The sequence below is a fragment of the Nocardia sp. NPDC058499 genome, from assembly GCF_042719915.1.
Classification (GTDB): domain Bacteria; phylum Actinomycetota; class Actinomycetes; order Mycobacteriales; family Mycobacteriaceae; genus Nocardia.
Window position 1 is genome coordinate 893,905 of the sequence record NZ_JBHXMZ010000001.1, and the last position, 14,273, is coordinate 908,177.

Genomic DNA, 14,273 nt, shown 5'->3' on the forward strand with positions numbered 1-14,273 from the left:
GTCCACGCCGGTCGCGGCGGGTTTCCGGACAACCCGAGACCTGAACACAAATAACATTTGAAACACGTTTGAATAACTTTGTGATATACATATTTTGAACTTTTCTTTGCAGCTTCATTGCGGCGCCGAGAGTCGGAACCGGACGCCGCTAGGGTTCGTTCCACCGGGATTTCGGTGGAACGTCCCGCACAAACTGAAAATGGTCGCTGACCTGTATGCCCCGCATATCGATACCGGAGAGCCTGCGTCAGCGCCCCGTGGAAAGGTCGGCCGTGATGGGAACCAAGAAATCAAGGGCGCGCGCAATCGCACTCGTCGCGGGTGCTGTGCTGACGGCGGCGACGCTGTCGGGGTGCACCAAGACCGATACAGCGGCCGGTGGTGACCTCCTGCAGTCCCTGAAGGACAAGGGCACCGTCACCGTCGGGTTCGCCGGCGAGGCACCGTATTCGTTCGAGCAGAACGGTCAGCTCACCGGGGCGACGGTGGCCCTGCACCGCGAGATCTTCCGGAATCTCGGAATCGAGACGGTCGAGGGCGTGCAAACCGATTTCGGCGCCTTGATCCCGGGTTTGCAGGCGCAGCGTTTCGATGCGGTGAGCGCGGGGATGTCGATCCTGCCCGAACGCTGCGAACAGGCCGCTTTCAGTGAGCCCGAGTTCATGTACACCACGGCGCTGATGGTGCAGAAGGGCAATCCGCTCGGGCTCACCGATATGCAGTCGATCAAGGACAAGGGCGCCGAGATGGCCGTGATGACGGGCGCCATCGAATCGGATTACGCCACGTCGCTGGGTATCGACGCCACCCAGGTCGGGAGCCCGCAGGACGGTATGGATGCGGTGACCTCGGGCCGCTCGGACGTTTTCGCGCTCACCGCGATCTCGCTGAACTGGCTGGCCGACCACAACCCGGACGCACCGGTCGAGGTCACCGAATCGTTCGTCGCCGAAATCGACGGGAAACCTCAGGTCGGTGCCGGCGGTACGGTCTTCCGGACCGATAACAAGGATCTGCTCGACGCCTACAACGCGGAGCTGCGCAAGATCACCTCGGACAAGGACAAGTACCTGTCGATCGTCGGCGAATTCGGTTTCACCGAAGCCGAACTGCCCGATCCCGAGCTGACCACCGCCAAGCTGTGCGCGGGCGATATCTGATCGTGCCGGTCGACAACTACACACCGGCACGTCTCTCCTGCGGCCCGCCGGGCCCGGAAGGGAGATGTGGCCGGTGAACAATCTCGACGCCCTCACCGATGCGCTGCCGCGTATCGGTGAAGGCTTACTGATCACCCTGCAACTGACGGTCGGCGGTGCGGCGCTGGCCTTCGTCCTGGCCCTTACGCTGGGAACGACAGCCCGGGCGCGCAGCATCCTGGTACGCGGCCCCGCCCGGATATCGATCGAGTTCTTCCGCGGCACCTCACTGCTCGTGCAGCTGTTCTGGTTCTACTATGTGCTGCCGCTGCTGGGATACCAGCTCGATCCCGTGTTCTGCGGAATCCTCGCGCTGGGACTGAATTACGGCGCCTACGGCGCGGAAGTCGTTCGGGGCGCCTTGAACTCGGTGCCGAAAGCGCAGGTAGAGGCCTCGGTAGCACTGGGATTCAGCCCCTGGCAGCGGCTACGCCGGGTACTGTTCCCACAGGCGTGGGCGCTGATGATCCCGCCGCTGGCCAACCTGCTGGTGCACCTGCTGAAAGGCACTGCGGTCGCCTCCTACATCACCCTGCAGGATCTGACCTTCGAGATCGAGAAACTGCGGGACAGTACCGGCGACACCCTGTTCGCCTACGGTATCGGCCTGCTGATCTACTTCGTGATCGCCTATCTGCTCAGTCTGGGAATGAACCTGCTGGAAGCGCGGGCCAAACACAAGCTCGGCCGCGGACCGTCCCTGCGTGACGTGTTGCGCCTCGCCCCCGACACTTCGCTGGAGTCGGTCTCCGGCACCGCGCCGGCAGGGAAGAAGGTGACGCCGTGATGCGCTACCCCCGCCGGCGCTCCGGCCTCCGCGGACTGCATGTATCCGCCGGGAAGGAGGCGCTATGACCGTCGACTGGAGCTGGGAACGCGCCGCCGACGCATTGCCCGTGCTGTGGGACGGGTTCAAGATCACCCTGCTGGCAACGGTGCTCGGGTTCGTGATCGCCGCGGCGCTCGGGCTGATGATCGCGATCATCCGGCGTTCACTGCCCCGCTGGATCGCGTGGCCGGTGCATGCGGTGAGCGAGTTCATCCGATTCACCCCGCTGGTGGTGCAGCTGCTGTTCGCCTACACGCTGTTACCGCAGTTCTCGGCCCTGCAGATCGGGGTCGTGGTGCTAGGTATCCACTACGCCGGGTATCTGGCGGAGGTGTACCGGGCGGGAATCGAATCGGTTCCGCCGGGCCAGTGGGAGGCGGCGCGGGCGCTGTCGCTGCCACCGGTGCGCACCTGGCGGGCCGTGATCCTGCCGCAGGCGATCCGGGCCAGTGTGCCCGCCCTCGGCACCAACGCGGTGTCGATGTTCAAGGACACCCCGTTCCTGTTCGCCATCACCGTCGTCGAACTGGTGACCGCCGCACAGCAGTTCGGGGCCCGTCACTACGCATACCTCGAGGCGATGACCCTGGCCGGCGTGTTCTTCCTGGTGGCCAGTTACCCGACCTCCGTGCTGATCAGACGACTGGAGAAGCGACTTGCCTACTACTGAACCGGTCTCCGGCACCCCGGCCGATACTCAGCCGATGATCGAATTCGACGGGGTGGTCAAACGTTTCGGCGATCTCACGGTGCTCGACCAACTCGATTTCACCGTCCAGCGCGGAGAGAAGGTCACCCTGATCGGGCCTTCGGGTTCCGGCAAGACCACCATCCTGCGGCTGCTCATGACACTGGAGGCGGTGAGCAGCGGCACCATCCGGGTCGACGGGGAGTTGCTGTCCCACGAGCAGCGCGGCGGCAAGCTCGTGCCCGCCCGGGAGAAACATCTCCGGGAGGTGCGCAAGAAGGTCGGGATGGTGTTCCAGCAGTTCAACCTGTTCCCGAACATGAATGTTCTGGAGAACATCACCGAGGCGCCGATCCATGTACTGGGCAAATCCCGGGACGAGGCACGCAAACGTGCCCTCGATCTGCTCGATCTGGTCGGGCTGTCGGACAAGGCGACCGCACACCCGTCCCAACTGTCCGGCGGACAGCAGCAGCGGGTGGCGATCGCACGCTGCTGCGCCATGGACCCGAAGGTCATGCTGCTGGACGAGGTGACCTCCGCACTCGACCCCGAACTGGTGGGCGGGGTCCTCGATGTCCTGCGCGAGCTCGCGGAGAGCACAGATATCACCATGCTCATCGTCACCCATGAGATGGGTTTCGCCCGCGATGTCTCCGACCGGGTGCTGATGTTCGACCACGGCCGGATCATCGAGGAAGGGACGCCCGACCAGATCTTCAACGCACCCGAGAACGAACGCACCCGCGAGTTCCTCAAAGCCGTGCGCTGAGCCGCCGGGCCGGGGACACCGACGGCACGTCCGGGGTACGTCCGCACGGCCGGTACCGTTACCGCTCGTGCTGGTGCTCCTACCCCCTTCCGAGACGAAATCCGACGGCGGTACCGGCGGACCGCTCGACCTGAGCGCGCTGGCCTTCGACACGCTGACCGGGGTCCGCGACGGATTGATCGACGACCTCGTGAAACTGGCCGGTGACCCGGCAGCCGCCCGGGTGGCGCTGGGGCTGGGTAAGAACGCCGGCTCGGAACTGGCCCGCAATGCCGCGCTGCGCAGCTCACCCACCCGGCCGGCGCTGGAGCGCTACACGGGTGTCCTGTACGACGCGCTGGACGCCGCAACATTCACCAAGGCCCAGCGCGCCAAGGCTTACACCCGGCTCGCCATCGGTTCGGCGCTGTTCGGCGCGGTCCGCGCGGGCGACCCGATCCCGGCCTACCGGCTGTCCGGTGGGTCCAAACTTCCCGGTCGCCCGACGCTGTCGGCGGTCTGGCGTGATCATCTCGGACCGGCGTTGCGCGACACGGCGGCCGACGAGCTGGTGGTCGACCTGCGGTCGGGCACCTACCAGCAGCTCGGCCGGGTCCCCGGAGCCGTCACGGCCACGGTGCTCACCGAACACGAGGACGGCTCACGCACGGTGGTCAGCCATTTCAACAAACACCACAAGGGTCTGCTGGCCCGCGCACTGGTCCTGACCCGCGCCGAGCCGACCGATGCCCAGGGACTGGGGCGAGTCGCCCGGAAAGCGGGCCTGCGTATCGAGGTGGCCTCGGATACCGAGTTGGTCGTCCTCACCTGACGCGGTGGATCGGCACCGCGCTCGGTCAGCACTGCGATCCTTCCGCAGCGCCCGTCCAGGGCTCCCGAGCCGCGCCGGTGCAGCCACCGCGACGCGCATCGCCCCGCCGTCGTCTGCGCCGGATCCGGAGCGCACACCGGCACCCGCGAGGTCATGACCAGGGCGTTCACTGTCGACTCCGCGGCGTCGACTCCACCCCCGGAGGCGTTCTGAGTTTCCCCGCGCAACTCCGGCGGCACGCACACCCCCGGGCCACCGGCACTGCCCGTGTCTCGTACGGGCAGGCCGATGCGACGCCTGCACAGCCGGCCGGTTCGGTGGCCGTGCGCATACAGCGGAAATCATGGACATCGCAGCGTTGCGGGCGGAATATGTCCCCCGGTTTCATCGTGACAGCCCAGACGGCACCCGGCCTGGGCCGCTGCATGACCGGGCTGTTGCCCACTGTCCCGCAGCATGATCAGGTGCGGTGCCCGGATCGGCCCCCAAGGCAGTTACGGGGTCCGCCGGGTGGCTGCGGCGGGCCGGGCGCCCGGAAGTAGGCTCGCACCTTGTGCCGAATACGTCAGCCGATACCGACCACCTTGCCTCCGGGGATTCGAACTACCTGGTGGGGCTCGATCTGAACGGACGGCGGGTTGTCGTCGTCGGCGGCGGCACCGTGGCACAGCGCCGGCTGGGGCTGCTCATCGCTTCGGGGGCCGTCGTGGAAGTGATCGCCCGCGAGGCCACACCCGCGGTGGAGGGTATGGCGACCGGGGGCCGGCTCACGCTTACGCTGCGCGATTACTCCGACGGTGACCTCGACGGTGCCTGGTACGCGATCGCCTGCACCGACGAACCCGAGACCAACGCCGCGGTCGTCGCGGAGGCGACACGGCGGCGGATCTTCTGTGTGCGCGCCGATCATGCCCAGTCCGGTACCGCGGTCACCCCCGCCTCTGCCCGCTACGACGGGATGACGCTGGGTGTTCTCGCCGGTGGCCGGCACCGGCGTTCGGCGGCGGTGCGGACCGCGCTGCTGGAGGCTTTGCAATCGGGTGTGGTGACCGACGATGCGACCCCGATGACGCCGGGGGTCGCGCTGGTCGGCGGCGGCCCCGGTGATCCGGACCTGATCACCGTCCGCGGCCGGCGCCTGCTGGCCCGCGCCGATCTGGTGGTCGCCGACCGGCTCGCGCCGCCCGAACTGCTCGCTGAACTCGGGCCGGACGTCGAGGTGGTGGACGCCGCGAAAATCCCCTACGGGCGGGCGATGGCGCAGGACGCGATCAATGCGGCACTCGTCGAGGGTGCGCGGGCGGGCAAGTTCGTGGTCCGGCTCAAGGGCGGCGACCCCTATGTCTTCGGGCGCGGCTACGAGGAACTCGAGGCGTGCGTCGACGCCGGGGTCCCGGTGACGGTGGTCCCGGGCGTGACCAGCCCCATCTCGGTCCCGGCGGCGGCCGGTATCCCGGTCACCCACCGGGGCGTCACCCACGAGTTCGTGGTGGTGAGCGGCCATATCCCGCCGGACCACCCCGATTCCCTGGTGGACTGGCCCGCGCTGGCCCGCCTGCGCGGCACGCTCGTGCTGATGATGGCGGTGGAGCGGATCGAGCAGTTCGCCACGGTCCTGCGCGACGGCGGCCGGCCGGCCGACACCCCCGCCACCGTGATCCAGGAGGGCACGCTGCGGGGCCAGCGGGTGCTGCGCGCGACGCTCGCGGATGTGGCCGAACGGGTCCGGTCGGAAGGGATCCGGCCGCCCGCGATCATTGTGATCGGGCCCACCGCCGGGTTCAGCGCCGCCCCGATCGCCGACGCTACCGGTCGGTTACAGTGACCCACTGTGCTCGATAACCCCCCAGCCGCGAAGTACCCGGTGACGAAGCGAGCCTTCGGTCTCGCCATCCTCGTCCTGAGCGGTTTGCAGCTGATGGTGGTGCTGGACGGCACGGTCGTGATTCTGGCCCTGCCGCGGCTCCAGGAGGAGATGGGCCTGTCCAGTTCGGGCAGCGCCTGGACCATCACCGCCTACGGTCTGCCGTTCGCGGGTTTGATGCTGCTCGGCGGCCGGATCGGTGATTCGTTCGGACGCCGGCGCATGTTCATCGCCGGCGTCGGCCTGTTCACGCTCGCCTCACTGCTGTGCGGGCTGGCGCAGAACGAACTGTGGCTGATCATCGCGCGCGCCATCCAGGGCACTGGCGCCGCACTGGCCGCGCCCACCGCGTTCGCCCTGGTCGCCAGCACTTTCGCACCGGGCAGGGTGCGCAACCAAGCCTTCGCGATATTCGGGTCGATGGTGGCGCTGGGCTCGGTCGGCGGGCTGGTGATCGGCGGTGCGCTCACCGAGGCCAGCTGGCGCTGGATCTTCCTGATCAATGTGCCGATCGGCGCGTTGATCGTCATCGGTGCACTGGCCGCCCTGCGTGATACCGACCATCAGCGGCTGACACTCGATGTGCGGGGCGCGTTCCTCGGCACACTGGCCTGCGCCCTGATCGTCTTCGGTGCCACCGAAGGACCGGAACTCGGCTGGGACAGCCCCTATGTCTACGGTGCGCTGATCGCCGGCGCGGTCCTGCTACCGGTGTTCGTCTTCGCCGAACGCTATGTCGACAACCCGCTGCTGCCGTGGTCGCTGTTCGACAGTCGCGACCGGGTCGCCACCTTCGTGGTGATCCTGCTGGCCAGCGGCGTACTCGGCGCCACCACCTACTTCGCCGGGTTGTTCGTGCAGAACGTGGTGGGGTACAGCCCGCTGGTGGCGGGCATCTCGTTCATCCCGTTCACCCTCGGTGTCGGTGCCGGCAGCGCGCTCGCCACCAAGCTGGCACTGCATATCTCGCCGCGGTGGCTATTGGTGGGCGCCGCCGTGGTGCTGGTGGCCGGGCTGGGCTACGGGTCGACACTGGACGGTGGTGTCGGCTACTGGACTACACTGCTGCCGCTGTTCCTGGTGATCGGTTTCGGGATCGGTATCGCGATGGTCCTCATTCCGCTGTGCGTCCTGGTGGGAGTGCCGCCGGACGAGATCGGTCCGCTCTCGGCGATCGGCCAGATGTTCCTGAACCTCGGCACCCCCATCGCCATCGGTGTCCTCACCCCGCTCGCCGCCTCCCGGACCCTCTCCGAGGGCGGAACCACCGGCAAACCCGCCCAGATGACGCCCGCGGAGATCACCGCCCTCGGCGATGGGTACACCCTGGCCATGTTCGTGGCGGCCTGCGGTGCGCTGCTCGTCGGCCTGATCGCGCTGACCTTGCGCTACACCGCCGCGGAGGTGGCCCGTGCCCAGCACGCCCAGGACGAAGCCCAGGCCGCCTGATCGAGCATGCATCTGCGCCCGGCGTGCTCCACACCGGTCAGATCATTGTCTGTTCCCTGCTGGACGAAACGGGGATCGGCACGGCCCTCCGGCTTTCCGCCTCTACAGGCGTCCGGTGATCTTGTCCGGCGTGATGCGCACGACCACTCGGGGACCGTCGTTCACGGCGTCGGGATTGAAATCGGCATAGTCCTTGCCGGTGTACTTTCGGGAGATCCGGTTGCCGACAAGCAGTTCGGGATCGGGCGTCAGGGATGCGGTGCCTTTGACCTCGGCGTACAGGTACGGGTTGTCCGGCGCGGTGATCAGCACCGAGATCCGCGGGTCGCGGGCGAGGTTCTTGCCCTGCACGCGATCGGTGGTGGTGGAGTAGACCAGATCGTCGCCGTCGCGGATCAGCCAGGTGACGGTGAGATGAGGGTGTCCGTCCCGGCCGACGGTGGCCACGGTGACGAACAACCGGTTTTCGTCGATATGCTTCTTCAAGGTATCCGGCAGCGAAAGTGTGCTCATAGCCACGAGTAACCGCTTTCGCCTCATGATCATTCCGGATCAGCCGGGTGGTGCGGCCTCGAGCCTGTTCAGCAGCAGGGCGATCAGACCGGACTCCTGGGTCTGACTGCTGATCATTTCCCGGGCGACCTGTTTCACCACGCCGCCGGCGAGCATTGCGTCGGCCACTCGTGCCATGGCGATACCACCGTCGTGGTGGGCCTGCATGAGCTGCAGGAACAAGACCGAGGCAGCGCGGCCGCGCGCGGCGGACAGCGCATCGAGCTGGTCTTGGGTGGCCATTCCGGGCATGGACGTCGCGTGCCCGCTGTTCCGGCCGTCGCTGCTGTGGCCGTCAGGCGCCCGGCTCCCGTCGTGCACGCCGTGGCTGTCGTGCGACTTGTCGGGCATCCAGCCCATCGGATCGGAGTTGGCCGCCGGTGCCCCGGCCATGCGCAACCAGCCGAGCAGCATGCCGATTTCGGCTCGCTGGGTATCGTCGATCTGCTGGGCCACCCCCAGGACAGCGGGGTCGGCGCCTGGATCGAGCCGCTGCACCATGATCAATGCCTGGTGGTGGTGCGTGGCCATATCCTGCACGAATCCCAGTTCGACAGCCGACAGTGTTTCAGGAGGCGCAGGATCGTCGGTGAACAGTGGCCGTATCGCTGCACCGAGTACCAGCAGCAGCACGGCCGCAACGGAATAGGCGGCGGCCTCGCGCAGGCGTCTCACGACCGGCGCTCACTCGGTCCACCGGCACCCGAGAGCCCCGGACCCGGCGTTGCCGGATATCTGCGACGGGTCGTCTCGGCCATTCACCACCTCCTGCAGACCGGCCTGCGTATTTGCGGGCCGTGCTGGGGATTATGGCCGGTGCGGCCCGCACGCGCGGCGATACCGGTGATCCGGTGACTCGGTGATCGGCACGATTCCTCTCCGCGCCGAACTGAAACGCGTTACAGTCTGCGGCACGCGGGCGGCCGGTATCCCCGATGCCACCAGCGCTCGAGCGCCGATCCGAGCAGGTCCGCGCACTGTGGCCGATGGCGTCAGGAGGACGATGATGCCCGATGAGATAGACCCCACCGAACATCTGCAGCTCACCACCAGCGAACGTGATCTGGACACCCTCGCCGCCCAGCTCACCGGCTGGTTGCAGGCGCGGGTGTCCGCCGACGACCCGCCGGTGATCGAATCGCTGCACCGGCCGCTGTCCGGTGGGCTGTCCAGCGCATCGGTGTTGTTCGATGCCCGGTGGACGTCCGCGGGCGCACCACAGGAGGGGTCCTACGTCGCGCGGATGGTGCCGGAAGCGGGGGCGTTCCCGGTGTTCCGCGACTACGACCTGCCGCTGCAGTACCGGATCATCGGCGAGGTCGCCGCCCACACCGATGTACCGGTACCGCCGCTGCGCTGGCTGGAAACCGACGACACCGTGTGCGGTGCCCCGTTCTTCGTCATGGACCGGGTCGACGGCCGCATCCCCGGCGACAACCCGCCGTATGTGTTCGCGGGCTGGTTGTACGACGCGGAACCCGCCGAACGGGCCGAGCTGACCCGCAACACCGTCGAGGTACTCGCCCGGATCCACGCGATCACCGAACCCGCCCGGCGTTTTCCGGAGCTGGACGGGCCCGGCCCGGCGCTGCGCCGCCACCTCGCCGCCCAACGGGATTGGTACCGGTGGGCGCTGGTGGACGACGGTTTCGAGATCCCGTTGATCGAGCGGGCCTTCGATTGGCTGGAACACAATTTCCCGGACGATCCGGGTCCGGATGTCCTGAGCTGGGGCGACGCCCGTCCCGGCAACATCATCTACGACGGTTGCACACCACTCGCGGTGCTGGACTGGGAAATGGCGGCACTGGGCCCGCGGGAGCTGGACCTGGCCTGGATGATCTTCCTGCACAGGTTCTTCCAGGATATCGCCACCGGCTTCGATATGCCCGGGCTCCCCGATTTCCTGCGCCGCGACGAGGTGGTCGCGCAGTACGAGAAGCTGACCGGCCACACCGTACGCGACCTGGATTTCCACCTCACCTACGCCGCGCTGCGGCACGCGATCGTGATGGCCCGCATCAAACGCCGGATGATCCATATGGGTGAGGACACCGCCCCCGCCGACCGCGACGACTACATCATGCATCGGGCCACCCTGGAGGCCATGCTCGACGGCACCTACGGATGGGATTGATATGAGCGAGAACATCGCCCGCACACCCGCTTCGACCCCGGGTCCACTGGACGAATACCCGATCCACCAGACCCCGCTGCCGATCGCGCGCGCCGCCACCAGCGACCGCAACTTCTACGACCGCAGCTATTTCAACGCACACAACCGGGACGGCGCCACCATGCTGGTCACCGGCTTCGGCGTCTATCCCAATCTGGGCGTCGTCGACGCCTACGCGGCGCTGCGCCGCGGCGACGACATCACCTCGGTGCGGTTCTCCGACGCCCGCAGCGACCGCAGCCTGGACCTGGCGGTGGGCGGGTACCGGATCGAAGTGGTCGAACCGCTGCACAAGATCCGGGTGCTCTGCGAGCACGACGAACTCGGACTCGACCTCACCTGGACGGGCTCGTTCCCCGCGGTCCAGGAACAACCCCATGTGATGCTCGCCGGGAACCGCCCGACGCTGGATGCCTCCCGGTTCGCGCAGGTCGGCTCGTGGGCAGGCACGATCTCGCTCGGCGGCGAAGATATTGCGGTCGACCCGGACGTGTGGATGGGCACCCGCGACCGGTCGTGGGGTATCCGTCCGGTCGGCGAGGCCGAACCCCCGGGTCGCGCCGCCACCGAAGGCACCGGCGGATTCTGGTGGCTCTACGTACCGCTGCGGTTCGACGATTTCGCGGTGGTGGTGATCCTGCAGGAGAATCCGGACGGCTACCGCACCCTCAACGACGCGGTCCGGGTGTTCCCGGACGGTTCGGTCGAACAACTCGGCTGGCCGCACATCACCATCGACTACCGATCCGGCACCCGCCACCCGGAGGCCGCGACCCTGGAACTGCGGACCTCGGACGGGAAACCGCTGACCATCGATATCCGCACGGTCACCGGGATTCCCCTGCACATCGGATGCGGCTACGGTGGCGATCCGGACTGGTTGCACGGCCAGTGGAAGGGCCGCGACTGGTCGTGGGCGAACCGCTACGACCTCACCGACCCGGCGATCGCCGGCCGGATCCCCTGGGGGGTCACCGACCATATCGCCCACGCCCGCTGCGGCGACGCCGAGGGCTGGGGCCTGTTCGAACACGCCAGCGTCGGCCGCCACGACCCGACCGGTTTCGCGGATCTGCTGTCGGTCGCGCCTTGAGACCGGCAGGCCGGCTCGACGCACCAGCAGTACCCCTGCATCACTGATTCACGCATTGTGACTCAGTGATGTAACCTTGCGCCATGCGCACTACCATTCGTCTCGACAGCGATGTACTCGCCGCCGCGGAGCGCCTCCGCCGCGAACGCGGTATCGGTCTCGGTGAGGCGGTCAACGAGCTGGTGCGAGCCGGGATCCATCACCGGCCGACAGTGCCCCCGCGCTCGTTCCGGCAGCGGACCCGTGCACTGGGAGCCCGGGTCGACCTGTCCCGGAACTCGGAAGTGCTCGATCTGCTCGACGAGCCCTACCCCGGGCAACCGTGATCATCGACGTCAACGTACTGCTGTATGCGGTCGATGAGAGCAGTCCCCACCACCAGGTTGCGCATACCTGGTTCGAGGACGCGATGAACGGTGACGTCCGAGTCGGATTCCCGTGGCACAGCCTCGTCGGCTTCGTCCGAATCGCCACCCACCCGAAGATATTCACCGCGCCGATGACCGGCCGGGAAGCATGGGGCTACGTGGACGAGTGGCTGGATCACGATATGGCCTGGATCCCGCTGCCGACCGACCGGCATCGCCGGGTCCTCGGCCGGCTCGTCGACGATCACTATGCGACGGGGAACCTGGTGCCCGATGCACACTTGGCGGCTCTGGCGATCGAACACGGTGTGGCTGTGTGTTCGTTCGACACCGATTTCGCGCGGTTCCCCGAGGTGGAGTGGATCAACCCACTGCACCGGTGATCTTCTCCGTGCCGCGCGTGGCGGCTGCAGCAATCACCACACCCGATACCACTCGCCGCGGTACCAGCAGGGGGCCGGAGCCGGCCAGCAATGCCGCGGCCTCGGCGACGCCGGGAATGCCGAATACTTCCATCGCTTTGCCGGACGGGTTGGGCACCTGGACGTTCGCGAGCTGAGCGGCGGTGAAACCGACCAGTGGCACCCCCAACCGCTCGGCAGCGCGGCGCACACCCGGTTCGCCGGCGCGCCGGTCGATGGTTGCGAGACAGGCGATCCGCGCACTGGGCATCACCTTGTCCAGCGCCGCCAGGATGTGATCGGCGCACCGGCCGGGACGCAGTCCCAGGCCGACGGCGAGGCGGGGTGCCGCCGCGGCGGGATCCTGGGAGGTCACCGGGTGGTCGCGGCGGCAACCGCACGCTGGTGAGCGCGGGCGGCGGAAACGAAGCGGTGCACGGCGTCCGGGTTCCCTGCCGGGTGCGTATGCAGATAGGAGGCGTGCACCTGGTGCACGAGGACCCCTTCCCTGATCTGCTCACGACCCGCGCGCCAGGCCCAGGCGGAGGTCGGGGCACCCGCAGCGACCAGGCGGGTCCGGTGGAATTCGTGGCCGAGCACTCGTTCGCCCGCCCGCCACAGCGGGGAATCGGCCAGGGCGACGGCCTCGCGGTACCCCAGGGTCAGGCGCGGACCGAATTCGGCGACTGCATCGAGAACACCCGCCATCGGGTGCCCGTCCAACGATGCGGCGAGATAGAGAAGACCGGCACATTCGGCATGGACCGGCAGCCCACGCCGCGCCTGATCGGCCACCGCGGCCCGGAGCACGGTATTGGCGGCGAGCGCTTCCGCATGTTCCTCCGGGAAACCCCCCGGGAGCACCAATGCGGCGGCGTCGGCGGGGAGCGGATCGTACAGCGGATCGAACACCGCGACCTGCGCTCCGGCGGCGGTGAGCAGCTCCCGATGCTCGGCGTAGCCGAACGTGAACGCCGGGCCACCCGCCATGGCGATCACCGGGCTGCGCTCTCCCGCAACGAAATTTGTTCCGTCCACCGTCCCGCTCGCATCCGGCGCTGCTGTTACCGCACCCGACTCGTCCGAGCCGCTTGCCGCATGGGCCCCGGCTCCCCCCGCCCGGGCCGATCCGGTCGCACCCGATATCGCAGCTCTTCGGGCGAGCGCACCGGCCTCGGCGTCCCGCTCGGCAGCCGGCCCGGGCCCAGGGATGGCGGCCGGATCTTCTGCCGCAATGACATGCGACGATTCACCACTGGCACCTGTCTCGACAGGGGTCGCTACGATGCTCGCTTGCACCGGGTCCCAGACTGTGCCCCGGCCCGGGGCAACAGCGAGGGCGGCGACAGCGGCCAGCTCGATATGGCGGGCGACCAGATCCGTCATCGCATCGACCGCGCGCAGGGCCGCGCTGCCGTGTTCGACCGCCGGGATCAGGCCCAGATGCCGGGACGGGACCTCGAGTTCGGCCAACCTCGGCAAAGCACCGAGTACCGGCAGCCCGACCCGATCGCAGGCGGCACGCAGCACCTGTTCGTGCCGTTCGCTGCCGACCCGATTCAGGATCACCCCGCCGAGCCGGATCCCGGAGTCGAAGGTCGCGAACCCGTGCAGCAGCGCGGCCAGGCTCTGGCTGTGCCCGCGCGCGTCCACGACGAGGATCACCGGCAGGCCGAGCAGGCTCGCGACCTGTGCGGTGGATCCTTCTGCGACCGGATCCGCGGACCGGTCGTCGATCCGGCCGTCGAACAGTCCCATCACCCCCTCGACGACCGCGAGGTCGCAGTCGCGGGAGCCGTGGCGGTACAGGGGCGCGATCCGGTCCCGGCCGACCAGCACCGGGTCGAGGTTGCGGCCGGGCCGGCCGGCGGCCAGTCCGTGGTAGCCGGGGTCGATATAGTCCGGCCCCACCTTGAACGGCGCGACCCGGTGCCCGGCCCGGCGCAGCGCGCCGATGAGGCCGGTCGCAACGGTGGTCTTACCGCTACCGGAAGCCGGTGCGGCGAGGACGATTCCGGCAGCGCCGGTGGTCATCGTGGTAAACCCGCGCGCAACGCCGCCGGCCGGCCGC

Annotated in this window: 15 protein-coding genes; 11 read left to right on the plus strand and 4 right to left on the minus strand. The window is 68.1% G+C overall.

Annotated features, from left to right (window positions below; genetic code table 11):
• Positions 1-275 precede the first annotated feature (275 nt).
• The 7 genes from ehuB to ACFWPH_RS04160 all read left to right on the plus strand — a co-directional run bounded on the left by ehuB (position 276) and on the right by ACFWPH_RS04160 (position 7,612).
• Positions 276-1,160, plus strand: coding sequence for an ectoine/hydroxyectoine ABC transporter substrate-binding protein EhuB (gene ehuB / locus ACFWPH_RS04130; protein WP_378747996.1), 885 nt, complete (start codon positions 276-278; stop codon positions 1,158-1,160).
• A 73-nt stretch (positions 1,161-1,233) separates the two neighbouring features.
• Positions 1,234-1,986, plus strand: a complete 753-nt coding sequence (ehuC, locus tag ACFWPH_RS04135; RefSeq protein WP_378747997.1) for an ectoine/hydroxyectoine ABC transporter permease subunit EhuC — start codon at positions 1,234-1,236, stop codon at positions 1,984-1,986.
• A gap of 64 nt (positions 1,987-2,050) precedes the next feature.
• Positions 2,051-2,698: an ectoine/hydroxyectoine ABC transporter permease subunit EhuD gene (ehuD, locus tag ACFWPH_RS04140; protein WP_280463805.1), complete on the plus strand. Its 648-nt coding sequence runs from the start codon at positions 2,051-2,053 to the stop codon at positions 2,696-2,698.
• A 34-nt stretch (positions 2,699-2,732) separates the two neighbouring features.
• The gene (gene ehuA, locus ACFWPH_RS04145) at positions 2,733-3,488 is read left to right on the plus strand and encodes an ectoine/hydroxyectoine ABC transporter ATP-binding protein EhuA (RefSeq protein ID WP_378747998.1); all 756 of its coding nucleotides are present in this window, start codon (positions 2,733-2,735) and stop codon (positions 3,486-3,488) included.
• A 67-nt stretch (positions 3,489-3,555) separates the two neighbouring features.
• Complete coding sequence (gene yaaA / locus ACFWPH_RS04150; RefSeq protein WP_378747999.1) at positions 3,556-4,299, plus strand: peroxide stress protein YaaA; 744 nt, start codon at positions 3,556-3,558, stop codon at positions 4,297-4,299.
• Between the two features lie 553 nt (positions 4,300-4,852).
• Positions 4,853-6,124, plus strand: coding sequence for a uroporphyrinogen-III C-methyltransferase (cobA, locus tag ACFWPH_RS04155; RefSeq protein ID WP_378748000.1), 1,272 nt, complete (start codon positions 4,853-4,855; stop codon positions 6,122-6,124).
• Positions 6,125-6,130: 6 nt separating this feature from the next.
• Positions 6,131-7,612, plus strand: coding sequence for an MFS transporter (locus ACFWPH_RS04160; protein ID WP_378748001.1), 1,482 nt, complete (start codon positions 6,131-6,133; stop codon positions 7,610-7,612).
• Between the two features lie 102 nt (positions 7,613-7,714).
• Here the strand turns inward: ACFWPH_RS04160 and ACFWPH_RS04165 are convergent, their stop codons facing one another.
• Complete coding sequence (locus ACFWPH_RS04165; protein WP_378748002.1) at positions 7,715-8,125, minus strand: PPOX class F420-dependent oxidoreductase; 411 nt, start codon at positions 8,123-8,125, stop codon at positions 7,715-7,717.
• Between the two features lie 39 nt (positions 8,126-8,164).
• Positions 8,165-8,839 carry a DUF305 domain-containing protein gene (locus ACFWPH_RS04170; protein ID WP_378748003.1) on the minus strand — a complete coding sequence of 225 codons (675 nt, stop codon included), beginning with the start codon at positions 8,837-8,839 and terminating at the stop codon, positions 8,165-8,167.
• A 331-nt stretch (positions 8,840-9,170) separates the two neighbouring features.
• On the opposite strand from ACFWPH_RS04170, the gene ACFWPH_RS04175 reads away from it, so the two are divergent.
• The 4 genes from ACFWPH_RS04175 to ACFWPH_RS04190 all read left to right on the plus strand — a co-directional run bounded on the left by ACFWPH_RS04175 (position 9,171) and on the right by ACFWPH_RS04190 (position 12,184).
• A complete protein-coding gene (locus ACFWPH_RS04175) occupies positions 9,171-10,301 on the plus strand; it encodes a phosphotransferase family protein (protein ID WP_378748004.1) in 1,131 nt (376 codons plus the stop codon).
• 1 nt (position 10,302) lies between these two features.
• Positions 10,303-11,433 (plus strand): hypothetical protein, encoded by a 1,131-nt coding sequence (locus ACFWPH_RS04180; RefSeq protein ID WP_378748006.1) that lies wholly within the window; start codon positions 10,303-10,305, stop codon positions 11,431-11,433.
• Between the two features lie 83 nt (positions 11,434-11,516).
• Complete coding sequence (locus ACFWPH_RS04185) at positions 11,517-11,759, plus strand: CopG family transcriptional regulator (RefSeq protein ID WP_378748007.1); 243 nt, start codon at positions 11,517-11,519, stop codon at positions 11,757-11,759.
• Positions 11,756-12,184 carry a TA system VapC family ribonuclease toxin gene (locus ACFWPH_RS04190; protein WP_378748008.1) on the plus strand — a complete coding sequence of 143 codons (429 nt, stop codon included), beginning with the start codon at positions 11,756-11,758 and terminating at the stop codon, positions 12,182-12,184. The genes ACFWPH_RS04185 and ACFWPH_RS04190 overlap by 4 nt, the downstream gene beginning before the upstream one ends.
• Here the strand turns inward: ACFWPH_RS04190 and ACFWPH_RS04195 are convergent.
• Together ACFWPH_RS04195 and ACFWPH_RS04200 are read right to left on the minus strand one after the other, a co-directional pair.
• Positions 12,165-12,578, minus strand: coding sequence for a cobalamin biosynthesis protein (locus ACFWPH_RS04195; RefSeq protein ID WP_378748010.1), 414 nt, complete (start codon positions 12,576-12,578; stop codon positions 12,165-12,167). The genes ACFWPH_RS04190 and ACFWPH_RS04195 overlap by 20 nt on opposite strands.
• Positions 12,575-14,236: a cobyrinate a,c-diamide synthase gene (locus tag ACFWPH_RS04200; protein ID WP_378748011.1), complete on the minus strand. Its 1,662-nt coding sequence runs from the start codon at positions 14,234-14,236 to the stop codon at positions 12,575-12,577. The genes ACFWPH_RS04195 and ACFWPH_RS04200 overlap by 4 nt, the downstream gene beginning before the upstream one ends.
• Positions 14,237-14,273 lie beyond the last annotated feature (37 nt).

Coding starts and splice junctions, on each gene's coding strand:
- ehuB (WP_378747996.1), top strand. CDS start 276: ATGGGAACCAAGAAATCAAGGGCGCGCGCAATCGCACTCGTCGCGGGT.
- ehuD (WP_280463805.1), top strand. CDS start 2,051: ATGACCGTCGACTGGAGCTGGGAACGCGCCGCCGACGCATTGCCCGTG.
- ehuA (WP_378747998.1), top strand. CDS start 2,733: ATGATCGAATTCGACGGGGTGGTCAAACGTTTCGGCGATCTCACGGTG.
- ACFWPH_RS04165 (WP_378748002.1), bottom strand. CDS start 8,125: ATGAGCACACTTTCGCTGCCGGATACCTTGAAGAAGCATATCGACGAA.
- ACFWPH_RS04175 (WP_378748004.1), top strand. CDS start 9,171: ATGCCCGATGAGATAGACCCCACCGAACATCTGCAGCTCACCACCAGC.
- ACFWPH_RS04180 (WP_378748006.1), top strand. CDS start 10,303: ATGAGCGAGAACATCGCCCGCACACCCGCTTCGACCCCGGGTCCACTG.
- ACFWPH_RS04185 (WP_378748007.1), top strand. CDS start 11,517: ATGCGCACTACCATTCGTCTCGACAGCGATGTACTCGCCGCCGCGGAG.
- ACFWPH_RS04200 (WP_378748011.1), bottom strand. CDS start 14,236: ATGACCACCGGCGCTGCCGGAATCGTCCTCGCCGCACCGGCTTCCGGT.